Source organism: Paraburkholderia sp. RL17-347-BIC-D (genome assembly GCF_046027915.1).
GTDB lineage: Bacteria > Pseudomonadota > Gammaproteobacteria > Burkholderiales > Burkholderiaceae > Paraburkholderia.
This window is the reverse complement of the sequence record NZ_JARESS010000008.1, coordinates 219,351-245,976: the sequence shown is the minus strand read 5'-3', so window position 1 is coordinate 245,976 and position 26,626 is coordinate 219,351. Positions and strand designations below refer to the sequence as shown.

Here is a 26,626-nt window from a genome sequence, read left to right as displayed (position 1 = left end):
GGGTTCTCGCCTATTGGGTCGCCGTACCGGAAAGCGATTGGAGCGCTTTGATCGGTGGGTCTTGATACGTCGTGTCGATCGTGAAGCCCTGGGCTTTGAGCGCAGCTTCCGTCTTGAGTCTCATCGCGTGGTATTTTTCGAGTTCGGCGGGAAGGAGGGTTTTCCAGTTATGAATTTTGTCCGCGTCGCCGGGGAAGTAGCCAAGACCATAAAAAGCGTACTCGTTCTTTATGTTCACACCCAGAAGATACGTACTCTTACCGACGAAGCCTCCCATGTTGCTCTCAAAAATCGAAAACTCAAGATATACGCCATCCGCATAGAAAACCCATTTTGGAAATTTCCCTTTTGCTTTGATCCATTCATCCATCGTTGGCGTGTAGGTAGAATCCAGCGAGTACGCCCAGTTTGCTGCGCGCGAAGCGGCGAAATTCCAAGCCTGCTTGCCAGTAAGGCGTGGGTCTTCTACGTCGATATATCGCTTCCAGCCCGCTGCCCGCAATTTGGCAAGGACCTCCATGACGCGATCACGGGCAAGCTGGTGCGCGTCAGCCTGCTCAGCACTGACACCGAAACTGATGTCCCAACTGTAGATCCCTTCGGGCTCGTCCTTGTCGGCAAAGCCAATGACACCTAGTACGTTCTCTACTGTGAAGCTGTGTTTGCCTTGCTCATATTCCACCACGCCGAGTTTCCCGCCTGTCCATTCCCGCTGGTAGAACATCGCGCCAGTCGGATGATTGTCGACGGAGGAGCCGACTCCGGCCAGATCGGAGCCTTTCGGGTCCCCGAGACGAACTAGCGTGAGGGTGGGAGGCATGTTGGTACCTTTTGAAGAGAGCGAACTGAAATTCAGAAAGTGTGTTGCGGCAGCAATGCATATTGCAATGACCCCGAGGCACACAGAAAAGTAAGCTAGTTTTTTTGAGTTCATCACTTGTCCGGCAAGTCGCCCCATTGACCGATCCTAACGAGCGAGTCCTGCATCTTCTGTTTGTACGCTCCCTGCATAAGGCCATGATATTTCTTGGCAACTCCTTTGATCCAGAACATCCGCTGCCGATAATCTTGCAAGACGGTCCGGTCCGGGGCTACCGACAGGAAATCCGGGTCATCGGTCGTATCGTCGGAAGTCAGAACCAGTTGCAGATTTGGCACTAGCGCCCGAATCAGTGCCATTCCAGCCAGATCGGATCCGTCCGATGGAAAGTAGCGCGAGGATTCCATCCGGTCATTGAATGACGTGTCGTCGGATGCGGCGAGCCCGTCATGCTGACGGTTCAGCCACCAGGCGAAATTTTGATCGTCGTAAATCAGACCTTGAAGAACCTCGCCTTGTTCATGCTTCGCAATGCAGAGCAGATGGTCGAGCGCGATTCCAGGTCGTTTGTACGGCGACGCCGTCTCCCAATCCGCCACCTTAGCAAACCCCTCGACCACCAGCGGCGTGGCACGTAAATAACCCAGCTTCTGCTTTTTGACTCCAGTCTCACCATCGATCTCATACGGAGTCTTATCGATCGACCTCTCAAAGCCCTTCTGATTACTCAAGTTTCTTCCGACCGCATCGACGAAGTGCCGACTATCGCGCGCCGTCACGCATTCACTGAACGTCGCCGCCCCCGCCGCATAACCATAATGCCAGGGCAGTACATCATTGAAGAGCCACAGATTGCTGTTACCCAAACCTTCATACAGCGCGCTCCACCTGGCAATGCGCACCCGTTTCAACTCCAGCGTGATCGCCACCTGCTTGGCAGCGAACGCTCCCAGTCCCAGCCAGTAGAACCGACCGATCTTGTCCTTGTGTCCAAGATGAAACTCCTCGAGGTACATCCGGGCATAGGCCGAGGCGATGCGCCGTGCCCGCACGGCGTAGTTGCTCACGAACTCCGGGCGGGCGTTCTCAACCTGTGCGCCAGACAGGGAATGCTCGTTGTCCCGGTAGTCCGGAATACCATGGTCGGCGCGCACATGATTGGAGATCTGCCGCATCGCGAACTGCTGCGCGAGCGACCAGATGACGCTGCAATCACACTGCGCATCCACGCACGTATTCGGTTGCGGGTTCGTCCGCCCGCTTGCCTGAAGATTGGCTGCCACTACTCGTTCCTTGTTGCCGTGAAGTCAATTGCTGCGCGGCGCAGGTTGCGCAATGAGGATCGCGTTGCAGGTCGTTTTGTGACCCTTCTACCGCCATGGGCTGACCGAGATCATCGCAGCCGTCCAGACCTTCGGCGATTTCAAACGGATGTGGCGCGCACAGCGGACACGTCACCCGATCGCCCTTCCGGGCAATGGGAATTTCCGCTGCGCTCCAGGTCGATGAAGGACTGCCAGAAATCACCTTGCCACCGTGACTGGTGGTGTCGCCTACGACAATCTGCGCTTTTCCTTGCAGGTTTGCCCGTTCCATTGCGGGTTCTCGCCTATTGGGTCGCCGTACCGGAAAGCGATTGGAGCGCTTTGATCGGCGGGTCTTGATATGTCGTGTCGATCGTGAAGCCTTGGGCTTTGAGCGCGGCTTCCGTCTTGAATCTCATCGCGTGGTATTTTTCGAGTTCGGCGGGAAGGAGGGCTTTCCAGTTATGAATTTTCTCGGCGTCGCCGGGGAAGTAGCCAAGACCATAAAAAGCGTACTCGTTCTCTACGTTCGCACCCAAAAGGTACGTACCCTTTCCGACAAAGCCACCCATATTGCTTTCCATAATGGAGACCTCCAGATAGGTGCCATCCGCATAAAAAATCCATGTGGGTGATTGTCCTTTTGCCCGTATCCATTCCTCCATAGTCGGCGTGTAAGTGGAATCCAGCGAATATATCCAATCCACAGCGGGCGAAGCCGCATAATTCCACGCCTGTCTGCCGTTAATTCGCGGTCTATGAGGTTCGATAAATCTCTTCCAGCCTGCAGCGCGCAAATTCGCTAGAAAAGCCATCACCCTATCGCGGGAGAACTGATGAGTCTCTGCCTGCTCAGCACTGACACCGAAACTGATGTCCCAACTGTAGATCCCTTCGGGCTCGTCCTTGTCGGCAAAGCCAATGACACCTAGTACGTTCTCTACTGTGAAGCTGTGTTTGCCTTGCTCATATTCCACCACGCCGAGTTTCCCGCCTGTCCATTCCCGCTGGTAGAACATCGCGCCAGTCGGATGATTGTCGACCGAAGCGCCGACGCCGGCCAGATCGGAGCCTTTCGGATCACCGAGACGAACTAGCGTGAGGGCGGGAGGCATGTTGGTACCTTTTGAAGGGAGCGAACTGAAATTCAGAAAGTGTGTTGCGGCAGCAATGCATATTGCAATGGCCCCGAGGCACACAGAAAAGTAAGCTAGTTTTTTTGAGTTCATCACTTGTCCGGCAAGTCGCCCCATTGACCGATCCTAACGAGCGAGTCCTGCATTTTCTGTTTGTGCGGTCCTTGCATAAGGCCATGATATTTCTTGGCAACTCCTTTGATCCAGAACATCCGCTGCAAATAGTTTTGCAGAACCGTCCGGTCCGGCGCTACCGACAGGAAATCCGGGTCATCGGTCGTATCGTCGGACGTCAGAACCAGTTGGAGATTTGGCACGAGCGCTCGAACAAAGACCATTGCAGTCAGATCAGAGCCGTCCGACGAACTATAGCGAGCGGACTCCATCCAATCGTTGAATGCTGTCTCATCAGATGTGGCGAGCCCGTCATGCTGACGGTTTAGCCACCAGACGAAATCGGGATCATCGTAGATCAGGCCTTGAAGGACTTCGCCCTGTTCATGCTGAGCGATGCAGAGCAGATGGGCGAGCGCGATGCGGGGACGATCGTTTGGCGAAGCCACCTCCCAAGCCTCTACCCTCCTGAACCCATCCACAACCAGCGGCGTGGCACGTAAATAACCCAGCTTCCGCTTTTTGACTCCAGTCTCACCATCGATCTCATAAGGGACCTTATCGACCGACTTCTCAAAGCCTTTCTGATTACTCAGGTTTCTTCCGACCGCGTCGACGAATTGTCGGCTGTCGCGCGCCGTCACACATTCACTGAACGTCGCCGCCCCCGCCGCATAGCCATAATGCCAGGGCAGTACATCATTGAAGAGCCACAGATTGCCGTTACCCAAACCTTCATACAGCGCGCTCCATCTGGCTATGCGCACCCGTTTCAACTCCAGCGTGACCGCCACCTGCTTGGCAGCGAACGCGCCCAGTCCCAGCCAGTAGAACCGGCCGATCTTGTCCTTCTGCCCAAGATGAAACTCCTCGAGGTACATCCGGGCATAGGCCGAGGCGATGCGCCGTGCCCGCACGGCGTAGTTGCTCACGAACTCGGGGCGGGCGTTCTCAACCTGTGCGCCAGACACGTAATGCTCGTTGTCCCGGTAGTCCGGAATACCATGGTCGGCGCGCACATGGTTGGAGATCTGCCGCATCGCGAACTGCTGCGCAAGCGACCAGATGACGTCGCAATCACACTGCGCATCCACGCACGTGTTCGGTTGCGGGTTCGTCTGCCCGCTTGCCTGAAGATTGGCTGCCACTACTCGTTCCTTGTTTATTCGTGTGTGCCAGGGGTGTGCGACTTACCCGACGCGGGGGCCAGTTCGTCCCAATGCAATTCGAACTTCACGTCTTGTTGATCGGGCGAATTCAGCGCCGGTGAATGGCCACCCGAATTGGTGCGGAAGATATGGCCGCCGGATAGCGTTGTCATCCTGTAGTCAACACCGGGGAGCGGCTCGCCGGTTGGCGTCAATACCTTGAATCTTTCGTCGTTGGCCTCGACTGTCGGCATGCCCTTCGCATCCACGCCTAACGGTTCGGGCGCCAGGTTGCTCAGCTTTGCGTTGACCTGGTAATGGATCGCCCCTACGGTAATCTTTCCGTCCTCAAGCCGGATGTAGCTGTCGCCACCGTTGAGCAGTAGCTGCTTTGTGGCCTTGATCGTGATGCCCTCCGCAGTCTGCGTGATATCGAGTTTCGCCAGCAAGTTGATGTTCTTTTTCAGTGCCGTGATATCGATATCCTCCGCGTACGAAACAAGCCGCACGCCGAGCTTGTGCGCGAAGAGACGAATGGCGTTTCGTGCGGATGCCAGAAGATTGTTGCCGCTGCTTACGCTAACGTGCCCGCCGCTGGTCAAAGCCGTGTGCGCACCACTGGCGAGGTGCGTGCTGCCAGCGGTGGTCGCTTCAATACCGGCAGGGGACGCAATGAGCAGGTGAGGCTTGGCGAGTTCAGGAAAGTCTCCTGGTTCGCCGGTTTTCGTTCCCCTGATCTCGTCGTTCTGTTTTTTCAGCGCACCTGCAATATCGAACTGGTCCTGCTGGTCGTGAGCCCGCGCCTGAACCGCTGCATTGGCCAGCGTCTCGTGCTGGTCACGCGCCTGCGTGAGCCGCTGCACCGTCTCGCCCATGTCCTTCGCGGGGGCAGCTGCACCCGTGCGCGTCTCGGTGCTGATCAGCATGCCCTGGCCTGCACGCAGCACGCCCCATGCGTCCGTCGCCAGTTCCCAGCCCTGGCCACGTTCCTCTGTGCGTCCCTTGTTGCCGTCGATGCGCGTGTTATAGCCGAGCACCAGCCGTGACTGCGCGTAGTCGCTGCTGACCTGTACCTGAAGTTTGCCGGGCGTGTCGTCAGCGACGATCTGGTTAGCCTGGAATCCTGCCAGGTCTCGCGTGCGTGTGCCGCTCAGCGCATGATTGGCCGGCAGTTTCCACGGCGGCTGTCTGAGCCGGTTGACCATCCGGTCAGCGATATACGGCTTGTCAGGATCCCCCTCGTGGTAGTTGATCGTCACTTCCTGGCCGATACGCGGCACGTAGATCGTGCCGAACGAGTCGCCCTGCCATGGTGAAGACACGCGCACCCAGCAGCTTGCGTTTATGTCCCTCGGCGTTTCCAGGTCCCACAGGTAGCAGATTTTGACCCGGCCGTACGCATCGACCCAGGTCCTCTGATCCTTGGGACCGACCACCACGGCCGTCTCCGCGTGACAGCGGGGCTTCTTCTTCGGCCTGTTCCTGAAGAACCGGTTCGGCGACTGCAGCACGAAGTCGGTCACGCACTGGTACTGGCCCGCGCCTGGCGTTCTGGCCGATGTTCTGCCCGACATCGTCGTCTCGCTCACGTTGCGGATATCGAGCGCGGTGGACACCACCAGGTACTCGGCATTGATGTCCGACTCCGGGTGATCCGTGAGAAAGAATGTCCTGCCGGTTTTCAGGCCGAGCAGGTTGCCTTGGCCCCTGAGACGTTCGTTGCGCGAGAAAAGCGCATGGGCGCGCACACCCGCAAGATAGTGTGCTTCCTCCAGATAGTTGTTCGGCTGGCCCGACAGGCCCATTGCGCCGGCAAGGGGCTGTGAGTAGTCGCCCCAGTGGCGCTCTTCGGCCTGCTCCAGTTCCCCGAACGCATCATGTTCCTCGGTAAATTTCTGACTCCCACGCGTGTAGTCGTAATCGATCACGCTCACCCTGGCCGCCGTGATCCTGCGCGACGCCTTCAGCTTGTGGATATGTTCCTCATCGATACGCGCACCGTCGGGCGCGTGGTAACGGATCGAGTCATAGGCATTCCGGTGCGGCTCGTGGACACCGGGCCCGTCGCATAGCACCAGCCTGTTGCTATCCTCGAAGTAGTAAATGCCCCATTCTCGCCATAGCCGGGTCAGAAAATGGAAGTCGGATTCCCACACCTGCCGTACGAAGTCGCGCAGCGGGTAGCCACCTTTTAATCCGTGCGCGGACACCTTCACTTCAAACAGGATCGGGTAATCGCGCAGCACCTCGCGCGTAATATCCACCACGCTCTTATTCTGGAATATGCGGCTCCGCGAATTCTTCGTGGTCAGCCACAAGGCCGGACGCACGACGAACCGGTAGTACGCGTGGCGGTCGTCGGCGCCCGTGAACTGCATACGCGTGATGACACCCGATATCAGGCGGGTGCCCGCGCCCAGGTTGCTCTGGCTCCGGTTCCCGGGCAAGCCGGGAATGAAGGTTCCCTTCCCGTCGAACTCGATCGCAATGGTGATGTCCCTGCCAATCAATTTATCTGGCACGACCTGCAGTTTGGTGTCGATCTGGGAAATTCTCGGCGAGTACTTCGTCGCCATGTCGAGTGTGTATTTGTATAGCTTGCCGAGCGCCTCGGTGCCACGTAGACGAATGGGAGACAGGATCGGTTCACCGTACTCGGTGGGGAAGGCATCGCACGTCACGCTGAGGGTGCGTGACTGAATGGGGCTATACATGAACCCGCCCCGGCCCGACGTGAAACGTATTTGCCAGACTGAACGAGACTTCGATCAACGTCCGGCTATATTGCGCCTCGTCTCCCAAGCCAACGGGCGGATGCTTACTCCCATTCTTCACTGCGGCTATCCTTTTTAGAAATTGCCTGCCAATTATCCGGGGGGCAGCGGCAATCGCATATAGGACAACTGTAAAGATTGGTCAAGACATTAACTTATATATAGTTTGGATAACAAAACATATCTCAAACTCGCATCGAGCTATTGAACGGGCTTAAAGACGCGTGCAATCCTTGCTCAGAAATCGGACTATCCTGCATCGCGGGCTGCAATCCGCACGCGGCACCGCCGACAAGGCAAACCCGCCTACCGCCCCGGCTTCAACGCCGCATACACCCCAGGCGTGATCCCATAAGCCCGCTTGAACAACCGGTTGAGATGGCTTTGATCGTAGAAGCCCACAGCCGCCGCAGCGGTCGCCGCACTCTGGCCCGAGGCAAGCATGCGCTTCGCCGCCAGCAACCTCACCTGCGTCGCGTAGGCGTGCGGCGGCAGCCCGAATTCCTTGCAGAACGCACGCGTGAGGTAATAACGGCTCAGCCCCACCAGTTCCGCCAGCTCATCGACCGAGATATCGCGCTCGTAATAGGCGGCGACATACTCACGCACCAGCTCCATCTTGCGCGCTTCGCGCCGGGGTTCGCCCAACTCCTGACCTGAGCGTCCATAGCGCCCGACCAGCATCCCCATCGCCGCCCACCAGTTCGCCTGGCGCTCCATCAGCGAGACGGCGCCCTGTTCATCCAGGCTCGCATGTGCCTTCACGAGCAGGCCCGCGAGATGCGGATCCTGATACAGCCCCGGTGGAATCAGCAGCGGTTTGTCGGCGCGCGCGTCGGGAGAGAAAACCGCACTGAGCGCGCCGAGCCCTTCCATGTCGAGATAGATCGCGCGATAAATCCATTCGCGGCCTTCCCAGACCTCGCCGCTATGGTATTCGCCCGGCCCGAAGACCAGCACGCTGCCGGGCCCGGCCACCTCGCTGCCCGCGCGCGTATGACATTGGCCCGCGCCGGTCTCCGTCATGACGATGACGAGTTCGTCATGCAGATGCCGGTCGAACTTGTGATTGCCATAACGGGCGCTCGCGAGACATGCGCCGTCGAGCGCGCCGTCGCGCCAGCAGACCACTTCCGGCTCGCTTTTATCCGATGTCTCCATAGCTCGCGCCCCCATGCCCTTCAAACCAGCTCGATTCTGACCCGGCGATTCCGGCGGCCCTTGTTCTCTATCTTCGCGATGCGGATGGGCCGCGACTGCGCGGTATTGGTCAGGTGTGTGCCGCCGCACGCCTGCCGGTCCAGATCGCCGATCTCGACGATGCGCACCGTGCCGTCCGGCGTCGGCGGCGGCGCCACCGAGAGGCTGCGGATCAGACCTTGCGTCGCTTTCGCCTCATCGGCGCCGACATAGTAGGCGCGCACGTCCATGGCGTTGCGGATCACCTCGTTGACGGGTTCTTCCAGCAGACGCAGCGCGTCGTTATCCGCGTCCGGCAGATCGAAGTCCATGCGCGCGGTGCCGTCGGCATTGATCTGCGCGCCGGTCACGAGCGCGCCGGCAAAGCGCTGATACACCAGCGCGTTGAGAATATGCGTACCGGTATGGAGCTGGGCGACCGTGGCGCGGCGCGCCGCGTCGATGGCGACGTGCACGTTGCCGGCCAGCTCCAGCGGTTCGTCGAGCAGATGCCAGAGTAGGTCGCCTTCCGCCGCGACGCCGGTAATGCGCACCGCGCCGTGCGCGTGCGTCAGCGTGGCCGCGTCCGACACCTGGCCGCCGCCGCCCGGATGCAGGGCGGAACGGCCCAGCACGACCGCGCCGGGCCGCGCGGCGATCACGGCCGTTTCAAAGTCCAGCAGGTCCGGCTGCTCATGGCAAAGATAATGCGGCACCTTGATGTCCTCGCAGGAATTGACTGGGTATGCCTAGCATAACCAGTCCCGTGGGAGGCCGTCTTGGTTAAAAATGCCCTGCGGGGGGCGGATCGCCGCGACTTGGCTTTCGATCAGGCTGACAGCGTCTGCGGGTAGTTCGGATTGTTCGACGCGCCCAGCGACAGATCGACGTTCAGCTCGTTGAAAGGAGACGAGCCGCTGCCCGAGGCCATCTGGTCGAGGCCCCCTTGCGCGGCCCACTGGAAGTTGCTCACGCCGGATACGCCGTCCGCGCCGGCCACGTCGTGAGTCTCGATCTGCTTGTAGACGTCCGGATTCTGCAGCATGTACGACGCCGCGGCGGACACGTCGGGCGGCGTGCCGGCAGGCGGATTGTTGGCCAGCTTGTACAACTGGTCAGGATCGAGCGACGCGATGCCGTTCTGGCTCATATAGCTCGACAGTGCGCCGGCCGCGCTTTGCGCGCCCATCATCGCGCCCTGGGTCGACGTGGAATCGAGCGTATTGGCCGTCGCCGGCGGTGGCTCGCTATCGAGGCCGCCTTGCGCCGCCCACTCGAAGTTACCCACGCCGGAGATGCCGTCCGCGCCGGCCACGTCGTGGGTCTCGATCTGCTGGTAGACATCGGGATTCTGCAACATGTACGACGCCGCCGACGACACCGCGGGCGGCGTACCGGCCGGCGGGTTATTCGCCAGTTGATAGAGCTGGTTCGGATCGAGCGACTTGATGCCGTTCTGGTTCATATAGCTCGCGAGCGTGCCCGCCGCGTCCTGCGCGGTCGCGTTCTGCCCAAGCGAAGAGGAACTCTGCTGCAGCGCCTGATTGATCATCTGGTCGACCTGCTGCTCCAGTTGCTGGATGCTCTGGTTTTCCGTACTGAACGAGCTGTCGAAGCTGGGCGTGGCAAGACTGGAGACGGAGTCGTTTGCGATAACGGTCATGGAGTCCTCGGCAAGGAAAGATCGACCGCCATCGGCACAGCGGAGGTGAAGCGAACAGAGCGGCGGTCCGGGGTCGTCTAATGCTAATTGGGCGAATCGTGACGATCCGGCGCATCCGAAAAGCGCGCCGGAAATGCGAAGCGAAGTGCGTGCCGCCGGCCGTCACTGGAACTGCGCGGCGCCGCGCGCGGCTTGTGCTTCGCAGTAGGCCAGATACTTGTCGTAGGCCTCTTGCGGCGGCATTTTGGCGTAGCGTCCGTACAGACGTTCAATGAAAATCGACAACTCCGCCTGCGCATAGACCTGACGTTCGATCGGCATCGCCGCGGCCACGCCTTGTGCCTTGTGCAGTTCGTCCGCTTTGCTCACGCCGGCGTCGCGGTCCTGCGCGATCAGCTTCGCGTTGTTCGCCCGCATCGTGCAGACCTGCGTCATCGCCGACGAGGCCTGCGCGTATGCGGCAAGCGGGGTCGACAGCGCCGCCGACGTCAACACCATCGCCGCCGACACGCGGCGTATCCATGGCAGATAGCGGACATGCCGCGGGTCGCTTCGGTTTGCTGCGTTCATCCGGTCCTCGATGTAGTCGCTGTGTTGGATAGATTCGTTCGTGACGGCGCGGCTTCGCGCAGCAGCGCCGCAATCGTTGCGTCGTCGGCAAAACGGCTGATCGACAGCACGTGATCCAATGCCCACACGCAGTGAAACCAGCCGGTTGGAATCACCAGCAGGTCGCCTGGTTCCAGCACGACGTCGACACTTTGCGCATCGGCGAAACGCGGGAAGCGGGTCAAGTCGGGCACCGCCGCATCGACCCGGCACGGCCGGTAGGTGTTGAAGGCATCGAGCGCATAGACCGCGTTTTCTTGCCTGGGTGAATAAAGCCGCACGCGTTTGCGGCCGTGAATCTGCGCGAGAAACGAGTTCGCCAGATCGCAGTGCAAACGCGTGACCAGCGCAGCCGCGCTCGCTCGCCCGAACCACAGCTGTCCCGCGCCGAACAGGCGGGCCGGCAGCATCGGCAGTGAAAAGCGCGCTTCCCACGCGGGCGGCAACAGGCAGCCTTCGGTGTAGGTCGCGGCGCCCGCGTCGGACGCGTGATGCGCTGCGAATCCGTCGATGAAATCGGCGACGCTCTGCGCGGCGCCGCTCGATGGGTCCGCACGCAACACGGTCGCGCCTTCATGGGCGCGCCAGTCATCGAGCGTCCACGCGACTTCCGGCCAGTCGATCATGTCGCGCAATAGCAGCGGCACGCAAGCATCGAGCGTGTCGGCAAGTACCGCGCACAGGTCATGAGCGTCGCCATCGCTTGCGCGTAAAGTCGGCACATCGTCGAGCGAGGCCGGTGCGCGCCGCCGCGCGCGTTCGAGCGCCGCGCGGCCCGCCGCCGAGGGACGTTTGAGCAATTGCAGCCAGTACGCGGCAAGCCGCGCCGAGCCCTCGATCCGCACGCCGCCAAGCGCCATGGCCGCGGCGCTGCGCGGGTCGAAACCGGTTGGTTCGTCGAGCATGGCGCTCAACAGCGTGCGGTTCAACGTGATGCGCGCCTTGGCGCAATACGGATTGCGAGCGGCAATCGGTGTCGATTCGATCATCGGGCCGAGCACGAAACGGCGGCTCTCGTCCGCGCAATCGCTGACGATCAGATCGACGGCCACCGTTTGCGGCGGCGCCAGGTAATGCTCTGCGAGCCGCGCGTGCAACAGCGCGTTCATCATGGCTTGCACCAGTAGACCGCCTGGCCGTTGACGCGCACCAGCGGCGCATCGATCCGATGCAGCGCGCGATATTCGTCCACGGCGCGCGCGCAACCCGTCGGCAAACCGTAGTCGTCGACGATCACGAAGCCGCCCGGCGACAAACGCGGATATAGCGCCTCGAGCGCCACGCGTGTCGATTCGTACCAGTCGCCGTCGAGCCGCATCAACGCGAGGCGCTCGATCGGCGCATCCGGCAGCGTGTCGGCGAACCATCCCGGCAGGAAGCGCACGCGGCGATCGAGCAGCCCCGCCCGCGCGAACGACTCGCGCACGGTCGCCAGATCGCTGCGCAGCAGACTGACCGCGCCCATCAGGTGATGCCAGATAGCCTCGCGCAAATCGCTGGCCGGGTCCGGCGCCGGCAGGCCAGCGAACGAATCCGCGACCCATACGTTGCGGCCACGATCGCCGAACGCGGTCAGCGCGGCGCGCATCAGAATGGTCACGCCGCCGCGCCAGACGCCGGTTTCGATGAAGTCGCCCGGCACCTGCTGATCGATCACCCCGCGCGCCAATGCCACGACGTTATCGAGCAGCACGTCGTCGCACATCGTCAGACGGCGCGACTCGTGGTGCATGTGGTTGAGCGCATCCGCCATGCGCGCCGGTTCGACGCCGGCGACTTCGGCTGCCGTGCGCTGCAGGGGCGCGAGCCAGTCGGCGAACATACGGTCGGCAGCGGCGAGACGCGCGCTGCAATCGGCGGCGATGATCGGCGGGGTCTCGCGTGTGTTGTCCGATGGCGCGAGCCCGTCAGGTTCGACGGCCCCGCCGCCGATGTAGCGGCGGATCATCGCCAGATAGGCGGCGGCGCGAACGTCTTGCGCAAGCGGCATGAATGACCGCGGTTCCGGATCGAGCAAGGAGTCAAAGGACACGCCTGGGGGAGTCGGGTGAGTCAATTCCATCGCCGGTTCGGGTGGGGGCGCGGGCCGTTGTCAGAAGGAGAACTGCGAAGACGCTGTCACGTGTGCCGTGATGATCGCGGCGGCAAACCTGAGCCAGTATCGACCGACGCCGGCTGACGTTCGACGGGATCGCGAACGGATGCATGGTCACGCGAACCACCGCCTGCCGCTGCTGCGCTATCTCGCCGCCAAGCTTCACAGCGCCGACGCGTCCTCATCCGCCACGTGCGCTTTTCAATCCGCTCTTTCGTATCGACGCCCCCATCCACGCGCCGGATCAGGTGTGATGGCAGCATCGCTCGCCCTTCCTTGCCACCGATGACTGGTTTTCCGCCCCGCCTCGCGCCCTCGCTGCGCCCGTCGCTGACCTGCCTCGCCGCGTGCTGCGCGCTGGCGCTCGCCGCCTGCGCGACGCCGCCCATGCCGCCGCCCACCTCCGACGCGTCCTTGCCCACGGAACTGCGCGCCGGCCAGCACGAAGTGTTGCAGGAAGTGATGACCACGCACGGCGACGAAACCTACGTGTGCCGGCGTATCAAAGCCGCCACGCAGCCCGGCATGGCGCTGCCCGGCGTCGCCCGCGACGGCACCCAACTGCTGTGGGACCCGCTGGGTTCGGAAGCCATCCTCGTCGACTCGAACGGCCAGAGCGCCGGCACTGTCGCGCCGGGCCGCTACTTCCTCTCGTACGACGGCAGCTACGTGATCGGCAAGGTCGCGGCGGAAAGCCAGGTGGGCGCGAATGCGCTGACGTGGGTGCGCTACACCGCGCGCTTCGTCGCCGCGCCGCGTCCCGGCGAGGGCCGTTTCGCCGACATCAGTTCGATCCAGCGCATCGATACCTCGGGCGGCCTGCCGCCGCAGCCGGATTGCGAGGTCGAAGGCGCGCATCTGCTCGTACCGTATGGCGCAACCTACATGTTCTATCGCGCCAAAGGCCTCGCGCCGGTCGCCTTGTCGGCGAACCAGGCTGCGCACTGACATTCGCTCAGGAGTCGACGATGCAATTCGGTTTGTTCATGACGTTGCCGGCTCCCGAGCCCGCGCCCGCCGCCGAGCTTTACCAGCGCGCCATCGCCATGGCGGAAGCCGCCGACACGCTCGGGTTCAGTCATCTGTGGCTCGCCGAGCATCACTTCACGAATTACTCGCACTCGTCGCGACCGTTGATGCTGCTCTCGCATATCGCCGCGCGCACCCGCCATTTGCGGCTTGGGCCGGCGATCGTGCCGGTGCCGCTGCATCATCCGCTGGTGATCGCGGAAGAACTCGCCACGCTCGACGTGCTGAGCGGCGGACGCGTCGAAGCCGGGCTCGGCAGCGGTTACCACCGCTACCAGTACGAGCGCTTCCAGCTCGTCAAAGGCACGACCTCGGCGCGCGACGACGAAGCGATCGACGTGCTGCTCAAAGCGCTGCGCGAGCCTCTGTTCTCGCATCACGGCGAGCACTTCAGCGTGCCGCGCACGGGCCTCGTGCCGCAACCGCTGCAACGTGCAATCCCGTTGTGGCTGGTGGTCAATTCGAGCCGGCGGGCGTCGGTCGAACAGGCTGTGAAGCGGCGCGCCAATCTCTTCACCGGCGTGCTCGAACCGATCTCGAAGCTGACTGACGTAAGGCGCCACTATCCGGACCTTGCCGGCGCGCTGGCCAGCGTGCGCATCGGCACGCAGCGGCCCGTGTTCGTCGCGCAAAACGAGGCGCAGGCGCGCGAGGCCGTCGAGCATGCGCGCTGGAATGGACGTGCGACGCTGCGTCTGCGTCACGACATGGGCGAGGTGGTCGACGGCATCGTGCCGGCGGCGCCGCTACCCGATGAACCGTCCGACGCGGTGCTGCGCAGCGACTTTCTCGTGATCGGCACCGCCGACGAATGCATTCACCAGTTGCGCCGGATTCAACAAGGTCTCGACTGCGATTACTTCAGCGCGAGCTTCTGGTTCGGCTCGATGCCGCATGACATGGCGATGGAGTCGATGCGCCGGTTCGCGCGGGACGTCATGCCTGCGTTCGCGCGTGACCGTGATTCGGGCGAGGAGAAAGCGCCCCATGCGTGGGAGTCGACGCTAGCGTGGTGATGTTGCGGTGACACGCGGGTCCGCAATGCGGCCCCGCTCAAGCGAGACTACTCGTTCATCCTGCCGAGAACTTCTCCCAGGAAGCCGCCTACGGGCTCGATGGCCGGCAACTGCGGCGGGCGGCTGCTTTCGGTGCTGGCGCGCGGGGAAGATGAAGGTGTGGTCGTCGTGGATGTCGAAGTCGTGGCGTTCTCCGGCGTCGATGTCTCTGCCGCGCTCACTGCCGGCGCGATAACGTTAGCCGATGCCGCCGTGTTATTCGACGTCGATGCGCTAGCGTTGTTCGACGGCAAAACATTGCCCGCCCCCGACGATGCGACGCTTCCGCTTCTCGAAGGCGCACGACCCAGCGCGTTCCCCAAGTCAGGCTTGCCGCCGTGCAGCGTGAAAGTGCGCTTCGACTGACTGTCGTAGCACACCACGGCGCCAATTGGCGCATGGGTGCTACCCGTGCCGCCAATACGCCGAAGCCCCTGCCCAGCCGCCGTATCGACAAGCGCGACCGTCGCACCCTGCTTGCCGAAAACGCCCGCCGCGACGTTCACGATAGTCTCCGCGTCACGCGCCACATCGACAGGCAGCAGCGGCCGAGCATGGCTGGCTTCGCCCTCACCTTCGGCTTGACTCTGATTCCCCGCCTCGGCTTCGGTCCGCTGTCTGCGCAACTCTCCGATCACCGCCTCGCGCGCCTGCATCACCTGCTTATGCATCGTGCTCGAAGACGCGTCGCTCTTACCCGAGAAATTCTGATGCAGCGCGTACAACATCGAATCGAGGCCCGGCGTGCCGGGGTTGTCGATCACGTCGACGCCGGCCTCTTCGAAATGACTGCGCCACTGCAAAGGCTCGGCTGCGTCCGACGGTTCGAGCTGAACATGCCGGGCCGCATTCGCCGCGCGATTGCGGCCCGGCTGGTCGAGCGCGACCGTGGAAAAACGCCGCCGCACGTTCTCACCGAACAGATGACCTTCGAGCCACTTGCACGCGTCTTTCTCCGGCATGTCATTGAGGGTGGCGATGTCCTTTTCGGTGAAGCGGCAATCGCGCAACATGTTCCGCGCCTGCACGCCGCCCTCGCCGCCCGCCCGCCAGCTCGCGACAAACTGCCGGATCGCGAACGGCGGATTGTCCTGCGCAAAGCGCGTTCTGAACTCCGTGGCGATGTCGTCGGGATTTCTGCCCTGGTATGGGGCTTTGTCGAAACCCACCTCGCCCTTCACCGTCCCTGCGGACAATTGTTCGGATAACGTTCTGATCGCCGTGTCGGGCCGGTAAGCCGCATGCTCGAGAAAGTGGGTCTTGAGTGCGGCAAACGACTCATCCGGATTCGAGCCGTCGGCGATAGCTCGCAACTCGTCGGAGTCGTATGTCTGAGCCTCGTCGTCGATCAGCTTGCGCGCCTCGTTGCGATGAAACTCCGAGCTCACCCCGCCGCGTTCATCGGCCAGCTTGCGCAGGGCGATCAATACATTGTTCTCGGGATGCTTTGCCGCGAGAAACTCCCGCGCGCCCGCATGGTTGCCGCTCAACTCCAGTGCGTTGAGCTTCCTGATATCCGCTTCGCTGAGCTTCAGTTCGCCGCGCAGAAACATGTCGCGGTTCTTCAGATCCTTCGTCGGCGCGCCGCCTGTTTCGATTCTTTCACGCAGACGTGGCATCGCGCGCATTAGCGCTTCCTCGTGCATCTTCGAGTCGATCGGCCGCGCGTTCTTTTGCGTGATGTAGCTGACGATGCCGCGGCGGCCCGCATAGATCAGATACACCGGACTCAGCACCGCGCGCGACGCGCTCAGCTGTCCGGCAGTCGCGGCGGCCACGGGATTGACGGCGAGTTCGGCGACGCCCATCGCCATGTTCACTCCGCCGTACGCGATCTGCACCTTGGCGTGGCGCTTTTCTTCCTTGAGGTTATCGAGGTTGAGCCCCTGGTATGCCGTCAAGTGATGCTTCAGCATCTCGGGAGGCTCGGCGGTCTGCGCCGGTATGCCGCTCGGTTTCAACGGCACGACCTTCGCGTTGTAGCGCCGCTTGAGCGTTTGCAGCCGCTCGATTGTCGCGCCGTCGGAGAAATGCTTCACCAGCGCCACGCGAATATCGCTGCGCTGATATCTCGTCGTGGGCAAGGTGGCATCGCTTCTCCAGAAACGCCACGAGTCGAAGTGCAGCGTGTCGCGCACGCGCGTCTTGTCGGCGGCGGACAGGTTCTGGTAGCGGGCCAGAAAGGCCTCCGGATTGCCTGAACGGGCGATGGCCGACAAGGCGTTCTTGTCGAGCTCGCCGGTCTTGAGTTCGTCGGGTAACGTGCTCAGGTCCGGGCCGACGCGCCTGCCGCGCGACTCCTTCCTGACCGTCTTCATCTCGTCGAGCACCGCGCTGATTCGCGCCGGGTCCGCCACCGCGCCGGCCCCGCCATGCTCGCTCACCGTACCGGTTCCGCCCTCCATCGCCGCCGCGCTGGTTCCGCCTTGCTCCAGCGCCGCGTTGGCTCCGCCCTGATTCAGATCGGACTTGATGAACGCATCGATCACGTCCTCGCGAATCGCGCGGCGCGTGCTCGCCGTGTTCAGATTCGTCTTGCGGGTGAAGTTCAGCACATTGAGCTTGTTCTGCTCGCCCGCGAAATGCAGCGTCTTGTTCAACGCCCGCTGTCCGTCGGGACCAAGCGCGTCGAACTTCTCCACGAATTTCCGCACGTCGCCTTCGCCGCGCTGACGCAAGATCGAATAGACGTTCGGGTCGATATCGCGCCTGCTGTGCAAATCGTCGAGCGCCTGCATCGTCTCGCTCGTCGTGTCCTCGCGCGCGCTCGCGGGATGGTTGAGCGCGGCGCCGAACGCATGGGTACGCTGCACGCCGCGATCGACTTTTCTGCTCTGCAGTGCGCCGGCCGCCACATACATCGCACCGGAGGCGACGGCGAGGCCGCCGTCCGCGTTCACCGGATGGGGCGGCTTGCCATACAGCGACGTGCCCGGATGCGCCACCGATTGCATGCGGCTCGCCATATTCAGCGAACCGAGTCCGACATCGCGGATCGCGCCGGGCACGGCTCGTCCGAGATTGCCCTTGCTTTGGGGCAGCACGCGCCGCGCTTCATCCCCTTCGAGCGTGCCCTTTTCCGTGGTGCTCACTGCCTGCACATGTTTCGACAAGGTGAAAGCCTTGTGCGCCGTGCCGACTGCGGTGGAGACGATATCCAGTGCCTGCGGCACCGCGCCAAGGGCACCCGTGACTTCGGCGACCGTTTTCGTGCCTTCCGAGACGTGGCCGGACGCGCTCGCCACCCCGCCGCCGGACGACACCGTATTATTCGCGCCCCAACCCAGATAGCCGCCGGATGCGGTCGAGCCGAGCGGCGACTCGATCGACGCGACGCCCTCGCCCGTGCGCCTGGCCACGCCCGACAGCTTCGCCTTCAGCTTGCCGAGCCTGGACAATTGGGCATTGCCTTCGCCGGTCGGCGTCGGTGTCGTTGAAGAAGAGGATTGCGTGGCGGGATCATTCGAGCCGTGCTCGCCGTTGTTCTCGCCCGGCACGTGCCCCCCGTGATGAGAGCTTGGAATCGACGGTGTGGACATGGCGTTCTCCGGGATTTTCGGGGCTCGATCCATTAGTACATCGGAAAGGGGCACCGCGATCCGCGACAAACCAGAACTGCCGAACGGCAAAACGAAGTTTCTGTCACTCTGATGACAGAGGCCGGATTATTTCCATGCAGCCCGCATGAAGTGCTTGCTGGTCGCGTTGATCACGCGCAAACGTGCAAGGTGCAAGGGCATGAAATCGCGCTCGACCCCCGAGCACGGCGCGCAATCTCTCGCCCATCGCGTCGAAACGGGCGCGTTGTATCCGCGCGTAATCATCGTAGGCAGTGATCAGCGCGGTGCGCACCTCGCCGTTACGCAGCGATGCGATTGCTTCGAGCGCGGCATCGGCGCCGTCTTCGTGATCGCATGCTGCGCTCCATGGCGCGCAGCCCGCTTCGCTCAGCAAGCGCTCGATGCGCGTGTCCATCGAAAGGCCGAACACCGGCACGCCGTGCGACATCGCCAGCACCGCCGCGTGATAGCGCGTCGTCACCACGCACGTGGCATGCGCGACCGTGGCGGCCACTTCGTCGAGCGTATGCGGGCCGCGCGCGACAGTGTCGATGGCGAACGGCACACGCGCCGCCAGATCGGCGCACGCGCTGCGATCGAGTTGCTCCATGCCCACCAGCACCGGCGTATAGCCCTGCGCCTTCAATTCGATGGCGATCCGCGCGAAGCGGTCGAGATACGCGTGATAGGCTTCGGCGCGCGCCGCGTCCCAACTGTGGAAATGCAGCGCCCCATAACGAAACGGCGATGCCTCACCGCGCGCGTCGAGTTCGCGGGCCCGTGCGGCGTCGGCATGCACCGGCCACCAGAACGGATTGTTCGGACACAGTGCGACGCGCCGCGCACCTTGCGCCACGTTGCCTGCTTCAGGCGGCGCCCGATAGGCCCACGCCGTATCGGCGCCCGCATGCGTGCGTACGCCGAGCGAAGCGAGTTGCGCGCGCGCAGCCTCGTTGCGGCAGATGATCTCGCCGGCCTCGGCGTTACGCTCGACGAAGCGGGTGAGCGCAACACTCATCCTGCCGCTGTCGACACCATAGGCAATCGCCGGCCGCTCATGCGCATGGGCGAGCGCGATCCCGCCGATCAGCACGCCCGCCAGCGAATCGGAAAACTTCGAGGTATAAGTCGAGCCTTCCACGTTCAGCACGAGATCGGCGTCACGCACTGCGGCGTCGAGCGCATCGGGTAAATAAGGGAGCGCCGGCGTAAGACGCGGGGTGCCGGCCAATAGCGGATGATCGAAACAATCGCCGAGCGCGAACAGCGTGATGCGGAGCTCACGCGGCGCAAGCAGGCGTCGCAGTTGCGCGATCGTCTCGATCGTGCGCAGATCGGCGCCTGTGTTGCCCGCGCCGCTGTAGCCGAGTAATAGCACGCGCGGCGCGTCACCCCGCGCACGCGAGCCGTTGCGATCGGGCTCGCGACGCGCGGCGCCGATGCGCTGCTGCATGTCGTCGAGAAAGACCTCGTCCGGTGCGCTTGCACTGGCATAGCGGTTCAACGCCGCGAGCGAACGCTCCAGCGGACTCTCGACGATGCCCCAATCCATCATGCCGCTCCCAGTGCCTGTGCAAGCTGATGCATCTGCATCGCGCCGGAATGCGGTTCGACGGCGACTTCGACGAGCGTCGCGCCCGCGTGAGCGGCGGCTTCGGCGAGCGCATGGTCGAGTGCGTCACGTGTCTCGACACGCCGATGCGCCAACCCAAAAGCCTGCGCCAGCGCGCCGATGTCGAGGCGGTACGGATTGCGGATCGTGCGCCGATACGCCGGCGCCTGCGCAATCGGCAAGAAGTCGAAAATCGCGCCACCGCCGTTGTCGATCACGCAGACGCAGGCCGGTGTGCTCACGCGCTGCGCGCTTGCCAACGCCGACAGATCGTGGACCAGAGCCTGATCGCCGAGCAACAGCAAGCCGGCGTCGCGCCTTGCGAGCGCCTCGCCGATGAAGGTCGACAGCGTGCCGTCGATGCCGCTCACGCCGCGGTTGACATACACGTCCTGTCGTATCGCGCGCACGTCGTAGCCGATATCGGCATGCCGCATCGACATGGAATTGCCGAGATGGACGAAGGCAAAACCCGGCGCCGCCAGCACGCGATGAACCGCCGCCACTTCACCCCATTCGAGCGACGCGACACAAGCGCGCCGCTCGCGTGCGCCGTAACTCGCGACGCCCGCCCAGCGGTCGCGCCATGAGAAGGCGACCGGTGTGGCGCGTGAAGGTGGAGCAATACGGCACAGCGCTTCGGCGAGCTTACGCAACGCACCCACCGAAGGCGCCGCCAACACGTCGCGCGGATCGAGCGCCTGATGCAGATAGTCATGAGCCACACTGCAAGGCGCGATCTTGATCGTGGGCACGTCGGCCTGCGTTTCGAGGTACGCGTGCAGCACCGGCATCACCGGCGCGAGGCCGAAGCGCACGATCAATTCCGCGCGCGCCGCGGCGAGCCGCGCGGCGCCGCCGAACACATCGAACGCGTTGACGATCAACGCACCCGCCGCGCCACGCGACGCCGCTTGCGGAGCCAGCGCTGCGGGCCCCGACCGCAAGCCGCTGCCGGCATCGGCAAGCACGGGAAAACCGGTCGCGGCCGCCAACGCGAAAATGGCGTCGAGCGGCACGCCGGGTTCGGGGCCGACCACGATCAGGCCGTCCAGGCCGTCGTCGAGCGGACGGGCGCCGCGCTTCGCGCACACGCGCGCCATGATGCGCTCGACTATTTGGACCGCGCGCGTATCGGGCGTATGAGCTTGCGAAGAGACGGCGGTTTCGCACGACGCCATCGGCGCGCGCGCGGCACGCACCGTTTCCACCGAAACCGGCTGCGTCTCCACCGCATCGTAGACGCCCGCCAGCGGCACATTCACATGCACCGGCCCGCGCGTCGGCCGCCGTGCCGGCGGATATGCATCGGCACGCGACAACACGCCCTCGCGATCCGCAACGCCCTCGACCATTGCGGCAAGCGCAACTGCCAGCGCACCGCGCGCCTGTGACATCGCGTGCGCCGAATCGACCGGATCGGCCAGATCCGCCTGCGCGCGCACGAACGCGCGCGTCGCGCCGAGATGATCGGCCATCTGTCCAAAGCCCGCACCGCGCAGCGCACGCGGACGGTCGCAGGTGAGCACGACGAGCGGCACGTCGGCGGCGTCCGCTTCGGTCAGCGCCGGCAGTACGTTCGCAATCGCCGAGCCGGACGTCGTAACGAGCGCCACCGGCGAACCGCTCGCCTTCGCCAGTCCGAGTGCGACGAAAGCGCCGCTGCGCTCATCGCTGCACACCATCTCGACGGCCACGCGCGGATGCGCGTCGAATGCGAGGCACATGGCGCTTGCACGTCCACCGGGGCACAGCACCGCATGACGCACACCGGCCGCGCTCAGCATTTCGACGATGCATTCGACCCACACCGCGTTGAGCGATGCGCCCTCCACGACCCCAGCCGCACTACGCAATTCGCTGCTGCCCGTGGTTGCAACGTCCAGTACCGTGGCCATCAAGCCACCACGCGCGAAGCAACCGCCACCGGCGTAATCGCCATCGTGCGCGCGGGCGCGGGCTGATCGCTGCGCTCCGCCGCGATCAGCCGCTCCATCACGCGCCGCGCGCGAATCGCACCGGCATCGATCGGCAGGAGCGCCGGCTGCATCGCCCAGAAGTCGTTGTCGCCGAGGTTGTTCTGCTGCGCTTCGAGCATCGGCAGATCCTCGCATTCAAACGGCTTCATGAGCCCTTCGACGGCATAGCGCACGAGTCCGCGCGCGGCTTCGCCCATCTCGTTCGGCAAGCCGAACGCGAAGAAGTAGTGCGTCGTGCGTTCGGTCTCCGGCGTAAGCCAATGCGCCGACGGCGCGATCAACCCGGCTTCGCGCGGCATGCCCGCCGCCGTCACGCCGACCACGATCGACAGCAGTCCGGGCGGCGTCCAGCGCACGTCCATCCAGCGATCCACGCGCGTGCCGGGCGCAATGCCGAAGCCTTGCGCGACGAACGGCTGTAACGCTTCGTCGTATGCGCTGCGGCGCACCCAGACAATGTCGTCGAGATTGCCCGACTGCACGTCGCCGCGCGCAATCGCCTCGCTGCCGAGCGTGTCGGGATGAAGAAACTGGAAGTGGCTCAGATCGAGCAGATTGTCGGCGCTCAACTGATAGTGCGCGCGCGTGTGCAGATAACCGTCGTGCGTGATGTTGACCGCGGGATCGACGAACGGAAACGGCGGCAGCAACGCGGCGTCGGCGCGCGCGGGATCGCCCGGCCAGAACCAGATCGCACCGTAACGTTCGAGCGCCGGATAGGCGCGCACCTTCGCGCCCGCGGGCACCCGGCCGTCGCCGTGCGGATTGTGCACGCACTGCCCGCTCGCGCTGAAGCGCAGCCCGTGATAAGGACACTCCAGCGCGCCGTCGACGATCCGCCCTTGCGACAACGGCGCGAAGCGATGCGCACAGCGATCGTCGAGCACGACTGCGCGCTGTTCGGCGTCCCGATACAAGACCACGGGCCGCCCGAGCAGCGTGCGTGCGAATGGCTTGCGGGCGTGAACCTCGTGCGCGAAAGCGGCGACATACCAGGCGTTTAACAGAAAGGACATGAACGCACTCGCAATGGAATCGGCGGGGAAAGAAATACGGCCCGGCGCCGCTTTTGCGCCCGCCACGTGCGAGTCTAATTAGCCGGCCGTCTCACAGATTCAACAAAGCTCATGGCGACGCGAAGCCATCTTCCTTAAATTGGGCTTTCCAGATTCTCAACAAAGGTAAATATGCCTTGCAACGCTGAAAGGTGCTGCGAACCTTGCTTCGCGTGCGATTCCGGGTGGCTTAAGTCTCTTTTACCGGAATTGGAAAAGGTAACGGAAATTGCTACCGTAATTGCATTCCGCCGCGCATCTCCCGGCTAATACCGGCGATCTGCACGCTTATTCACCTGAACAAAGCCGCGCCAAACAAATTAGCGACCTTTCATGCTATTTCAATACATCTTGGGGCGAAACAATTCGTTACAGCCCTGATATTTTAAGGGCCGTAATTTGCGGGACACGCAATGCGATTCAGGAAGCAACCTTAAGCATCTGTCCCGGGAGGGCATGTTGAAATTCGCCGTGATGACCACCAGCAGCAGCCTGTTCAATCTGATTTGCCAATGCTTTCGCGACGATACGATCGAATGCTGCCGCTTCCTCGATGACGTCGCGCTGTCGCGGGCGATCTATCGCGAGGACTATCACGCCATCCTCGTCGACGTCGCCACGGGCATCGACGCGACGCGCGCCGTATTCGCGCGCCGCGCCTGCTACGGCGACCGCCGCGCGCCGTTGATCGTGATCGGCGCGTTCGCCGATCGCGACAGCATCGAGCGCGCTTTCGAAGTGGGCGCCGACGACGTCGTGCTCTCGCCGATCGACCGTGGCGAACTCGAAGTCCGCACTTACCAGGCGTTGCGCCGGTTCCAGTCGCCGACGCCGGTGCAAGCCGAAGACTGGGCCGAACTCGGCCCTTACCGTCTCGACCGGCGCACGGGCACGGTCTTGATCGACGAACGCGAAATCCGCCTGACGGTGCGTGAATTCGCAATTGCGTGGCTGCTGTTCTCACGCGCCGGCGAGTACGTGAGCCGCCGCCAGATTGCGGGCGCAATCTGGAGCAGCACCGAAGATATCGTCGGGCGCACGCTCGAACAGCACATCTACAAGCTGCGCAAGAAACTGGGATTGAACGGCGCATCCGGCGTTCAGCTTCGCACGATGTATGCGCACGGATATCGCGTCGAGTTGTGCGACGGCAAGACGGAGAGCGAAGCGATCATCGCCGGCCTGCCCGAAATCCAGCCAGCCGCGCAGACCGCCGATGCGATTGCGGCAATCACCCAGGCCGTCGACATCGATCGCAAGGAAGCCGCCAGCAAATGCATCGCGCCGACGGCCCGACCATGCATGACGCTGGACGTGCATGCGAAAGACAGTGAAGCCGCGCGCAACGCGCAACCGTGGGGCCAGTATGCCGCGATGTGGCACGGCGGCACGGCGCACCTCGTGCACCCGGTCGCGAGCTTCGCGGCGCACGGCGAGGAGTTGCCAGGCAGCGAGGCTTCGCCGGCGCTGACGTCGTTCTCGGTGCCCGCGGCGCTATTGAGAGGCAATGCACGCCGGCGCTAAAGTTGACGCGCGGCTAACGAGGCCGCGCACCGCATCGAACGCAAGCAGGGGCAAGCGCGGTTCAGACCGCCCTTGCCCCTGCCTTCACATCGAACTCCGGCGCATGCCGATTACAGATCGAGCACCCGTGGCGACAACAGAAAGACGTGTTCCATATGCGAGCGCTGGTCGTTGTTGTACCGGAACAGCGCGCCGATGAGCGGAATCTTCGACAGACCCGGCACGCCGGTCACGCCGTTCGAGTCGTTGTCCACGCTATAGCCCGCGATCAGCAGACTCTCCCCCTCGCCCACAAAGGCTTGCGTATTGATCTCGCTGCTGGTGATCACCGGAATGTTGTCGACCTGCTGACCGGTGAGCTGACCGTCCTCGATATGCACTTCGAGCTTGATGCGCATCTGGCCGTTTTCCTGCACCACCATCGGCAGCACGCGCAATGAGACGCCCGTGGACACGCTGTACAGATCCGCCGACGTATAGCCCGATACGCGCACGAAGAATTTGGTCTTGTTGTCCATCACCGCTTCGACGTTGTCGAGCGTCGCGACCTTCGGCGATGCATCGATCTTCGCTTTCGAGGTGGTCTGCAAAGCGTTGACGCGCGCCATCAGATACCGCCCGGCGTCGCCGAGCACGGCGGTAATCGAGGCGCCCACCGGCGTCGCGGAAACGACCGTGGTGCCGTCGGCGAGCGTCGTGGTGCCGAAGTTCGGATTGATCGAGCCGTTCGCGAAGCTGTTCTGCTGATTCGTGCCGGTGCCGGTCTGGAAGTCGAGATGGCTGTTGTGCGCGCGCCAGTCCACACCGATCTGCGCCAGCACGTCGTCGTCGATTTCGATGATATGCGCCTCGATCTCGATCAGCTTGGGCCGCGTATCGAGCTGATCGATCAGCGTCGCGTACTGGTCGATACGCTGTGGCGTATCGCGAATCAGCACGGAGTTGGTGGTCGGGTCCGGCTGCATGATCGGCAACGAGAGATCGCCGCCGCTCGGCGGGCTCGTCGGCGAACCGCCCGGCGCATTCGCATAGCCGACATTGCCTGGGCTGCCGTAGTTGGACGGCTGCGCATTGCCGACCAGGCCGCCGAGCGTCGCGCCCTGCCCGTCCGCCATATTGGGCGGCAACGGCGGGTTGTACACCTGGCCGCCGCCGCTGTCGCCGCCACCCACGTCGGTCATCGGCGGTACGCGTTGCATGTTCGGCGACATCGAAGTCTGCGACTGGCCACCACCACCGCCCCTCCCCTGTTTCGCGTGATACATGTTCGACAGGACGGTCGCCACGCCCGGCACCGTGATCGTGTTGCCGTCGATCTGCACCTTGTGATCGGCGGCCCATGCATGCTTGAGCTTGAACACGCGAATCACCGACCCGCTGCGGCGGCTCGCGTTGTCATCCAGACGACGGGCGATCTCGCTCACCATCTGCACATACTGCGGCGGCCCGTTGACGATGGCCGTGCCCGCGCTTTCGTCGTACACCACCGGAAAGCGCGAGTCGTCGACGCTCATGGTGTGCAGCGCCGCGCGCAGATCCGCGTCCGACGCATGATCGAGCTTGATCACCTGATGCGTGACGTCGTTGGCGCTGCTGATCGACAAAACACTGCCGTCATAGAACCAGACAAAGCCGAAGGTCGAGGCGAGCGTGTCCAGAAAGCGCTGCGGCGATGTGTCGAAGCGGCCGGTCACCGTGCCCTGAACGTTGCCCGCGATCGATGCGGCCACGCCCTGGCTTGCGGTGAAATCGCGCAGCACGTCTTTCAGGTCCTTGCCTTCGACGGCAATATGCACCGCGTTGCTGCGCCATCGCACCGGCGCCGCGCTGGCGGGTTGCAGCCCGCCCAGCGTGAGGGACGCCGCGAGCCACGCGGCGCAGAAGAGCGTCTTCGATTTCATGGAGTCGACTGAGTGAAGGTGAAGGAAAGAAACCGCGAGTCAAGTCGCACGCCGCCGCGGCGAGCGGCA

At 63.2% G+C, this 26,626-nt stretch carries 19 protein-coding genes and 1 pseudogene; 3 read left to right on the top strand and 17 right to left on the bottom strand.

What is annotated here, in order from left to right; genetic code table 11:
- Positions 1-10: 10 nt before the first annotated feature.
- The 12 genes and pseudogenes from P0D96_RS14090 to P0D96_RS14035 form a co-directional block, all read right to left on the bottom strand.
- Positions 11-934 carry a hypothetical protein gene (locus tag P0D96_RS14090; protein WP_408313918.1) on the bottom strand — a complete coding sequence of 308 codons (924 nt, stop codon included), beginning with the start codon at positions 932-934 and terminating at the stop codon, positions 11-13.
- Positions 934-2,103, bottom strand: a complete 1,170-nt coding sequence (locus P0D96_RS14085) for a DUF2515 family protein (RefSeq protein WP_408177826.1) — start codon at positions 2,101-2,103, stop codon at positions 934-936. The genes P0D96_RS14090 and P0D96_RS14085 overlap by 1 nt, the downstream gene beginning before the upstream one ends.
- Positions 2,033-2,416, bottom strand: coding sequence for a PAAR domain-containing protein (locus tag P0D96_RS14080; protein WP_408177825.1), 384 nt, complete (start codon positions 2,414-2,416; stop codon positions 2,033-2,035). The genes P0D96_RS14085 and P0D96_RS14080 overlap by 71 nt, the downstream gene beginning before the upstream one ends.
- A gap of 13 nt (positions 2,417-2,429) precedes the next feature.
- The gene (locus tag P0D96_RS14075) at positions 2,430-3,353 is read right to left on the bottom strand and encodes a hypothetical protein (protein WP_408177824.1); all 924 of its coding nucleotides are present in this window, start codon (positions 3,351-3,353) and stop codon (positions 2,430-2,432) included.
- Positions 3,353-4,522, bottom strand: coding sequence for a DUF2515 family protein (locus P0D96_RS14070; RefSeq protein WP_408177823.1), 1,170 nt, complete (start codon positions 4,520-4,522; stop codon positions 3,353-3,355). Before P0D96_RS14070 ends, P0D96_RS14075 begins: the two co-directional genes overlap by 1 nt.
- A 14-nt stretch (positions 4,523-4,536) precedes the next feature.
- Positions 4,537-7,236, bottom strand: a complete 2,700-nt coding sequence (locus P0D96_RS14065) for a type VI secretion system Vgr family protein (RefSeq protein WP_408177822.1) — start codon at positions 7,234-7,236, stop codon at positions 4,537-4,539.
- 366 nt (positions 7,237-7,602) lie between these two features.
- Complete coding sequence (locus tag P0D96_RS14060; RefSeq protein ID WP_408177821.1) at positions 7,603-8,457, bottom strand: AraC family transcriptional regulator; 855 nt, start codon at positions 8,455-8,457, stop codon at positions 7,603-7,605.
- A gap of 20 nt (positions 8,458-8,477) precedes the next feature.
- Positions 8,478-9,191, bottom strand: coding sequence for an alanyl-tRNA editing protein (locus tag P0D96_RS14055; RefSeq protein WP_132381842.1), 714 nt, complete (start codon positions 9,189-9,191; stop codon positions 8,478-8,480).
- Between the two features lie 164 nt (positions 9,192-9,355).
- Positions 9,356-10,027 (bottom strand): annotated as a pseudogene (locus tag P0D96_RS14050) (hypothetical protein); the annotation flags it as partial.
- Positions 10,028-10,300: 273 nt separating this feature from the next.
- Positions 10,301-10,708, bottom strand: coding sequence for a hypothetical protein (locus P0D96_RS14045; RefSeq protein WP_132381840.1), 408 nt, complete (start codon positions 10,706-10,708; stop codon positions 10,301-10,303).
- On the bottom strand, positions 10,705-11,859 hold the full coding sequence (locus tag P0D96_RS14040) for a cupin-like domain-containing protein (RefSeq protein WP_408313913.1): 1,155 nt from the start codon (positions 11,857-11,859) through the stop codon (positions 10,705-10,707). Before P0D96_RS14040 ends, P0D96_RS14045 begins: the two co-directional genes overlap by 4 nt.
- A complete protein-coding gene (locus tag P0D96_RS14035) occupies positions 11,856-12,737 on the bottom strand; it encodes a TylF/MycF/NovP-related O-methyltransferase (protein WP_408313911.1) in 882 nt (293 codons plus the stop codon). The genes P0D96_RS14040 and P0D96_RS14035 overlap by 4 nt, the downstream gene beginning before the upstream one ends.
- A 390-nt stretch (positions 12,738-13,127) precedes the next feature.
- Here P0D96_RS14035 and P0D96_RS14030 point away from each other — a divergent pair, with 390 nt between their 5' ends.
- Both P0D96_RS14030 and P0D96_RS14025 read left to right on the top strand, forming a co-directional pair.
- Positions 13,128-13,790 (top strand): DUF3455 domain-containing protein, encoded by a 663-nt coding sequence (locus P0D96_RS14030; protein WP_132381836.1) that lies wholly within the window; start codon positions 13,128-13,130, stop codon positions 13,788-13,790.
- Positions 13,791-13,810: 20 nt separating this feature from the next.
- A complete protein-coding gene (locus tag P0D96_RS14025) occupies positions 13,811-14,887 on the top strand; it encodes an LLM class flavin-dependent oxidoreductase (RefSeq protein ID WP_408313909.1) in 1,077 nt (358 codons plus the stop codon).
- 47 nt (positions 14,888-14,934) lie between these two features.
- Here the strand turns inward: P0D96_RS14025 and P0D96_RS14020 are convergent, their stop codons facing one another.
- The 4 genes from P0D96_RS14020 to P0D96_RS14005 all read right to left on the bottom strand — a co-directional run bounded on the left by P0D96_RS14020 (position 14,935) and on the right by P0D96_RS14005 (position 23,093).
- The gene (locus P0D96_RS14020; RefSeq protein WP_408313907.1) at positions 14,935-18,465 is read right to left on the bottom strand and encodes a hypothetical protein; all 3,531 of its coding nucleotides are present in this window, start codon (positions 18,463-18,465) and stop codon (positions 14,935-14,937) included.
- A 103-nt stretch (positions 18,466-18,568) separates the two neighbouring features.
- The gene (locus tag P0D96_RS14015; RefSeq protein ID WP_408313905.1) at positions 18,569-20,041 is read right to left on the bottom strand and encodes a polysaccharide pyruvyl transferase family protein; all 1,473 of its coding nucleotides are present in this window, start codon (positions 20,039-20,041) and stop codon (positions 18,569-18,571) included.
- On the bottom strand, positions 20,038-21,996 hold the full coding sequence (gene menD, locus P0D96_RS14010) for a 2-succinyl-5-enolpyruvyl-6-hydroxy-3-cyclohexene-1-carboxylic-acid synthase (protein ID WP_408313903.1): 1,959 nt from the start codon (positions 21,994-21,996) through the stop codon (positions 20,038-20,040). The genes P0D96_RS14015 and menD overlap by 4 nt, the downstream gene beginning before the upstream one ends.
- Entirely contained in the window at positions 21,996-23,093 is a 1,098-nt protein-coding gene (locus P0D96_RS14005; RefSeq protein ID WP_408313901.1) for an aromatic ring-hydroxylating dioxygenase subunit alpha, read from the bottom strand. Before P0D96_RS14005 ends, menD begins: the two co-directional genes overlap by 1 nt.
- A gap of 495 nt (positions 23,094-23,588) precedes the next feature.
- On the opposite strand from P0D96_RS14005, the gene P0D96_RS14000 reads away from it, so the two are divergent.
- A complete protein-coding gene (locus tag P0D96_RS14000) occupies positions 23,589-24,656 on the top strand; it encodes a response regulator transcription factor (protein ID WP_408177813.1) in 1,068 nt (355 codons plus the stop codon).
- A 110-nt stretch (positions 24,657-24,766) separates the two neighbouring features.
- On the opposite strand, the gene sctC is transcribed toward P0D96_RS14000, so the two are convergent.
- Positions 24,767-26,557, bottom strand: coding sequence for a type III secretion system outer membrane ring subunit SctC (gene sctC, locus P0D96_RS13995; RefSeq protein ID WP_408313900.1), 1,791 nt, complete (start codon positions 26,555-26,557; stop codon positions 24,767-24,769).
- Positions 26,558-26,626 lie beyond the last annotated feature (69 nt).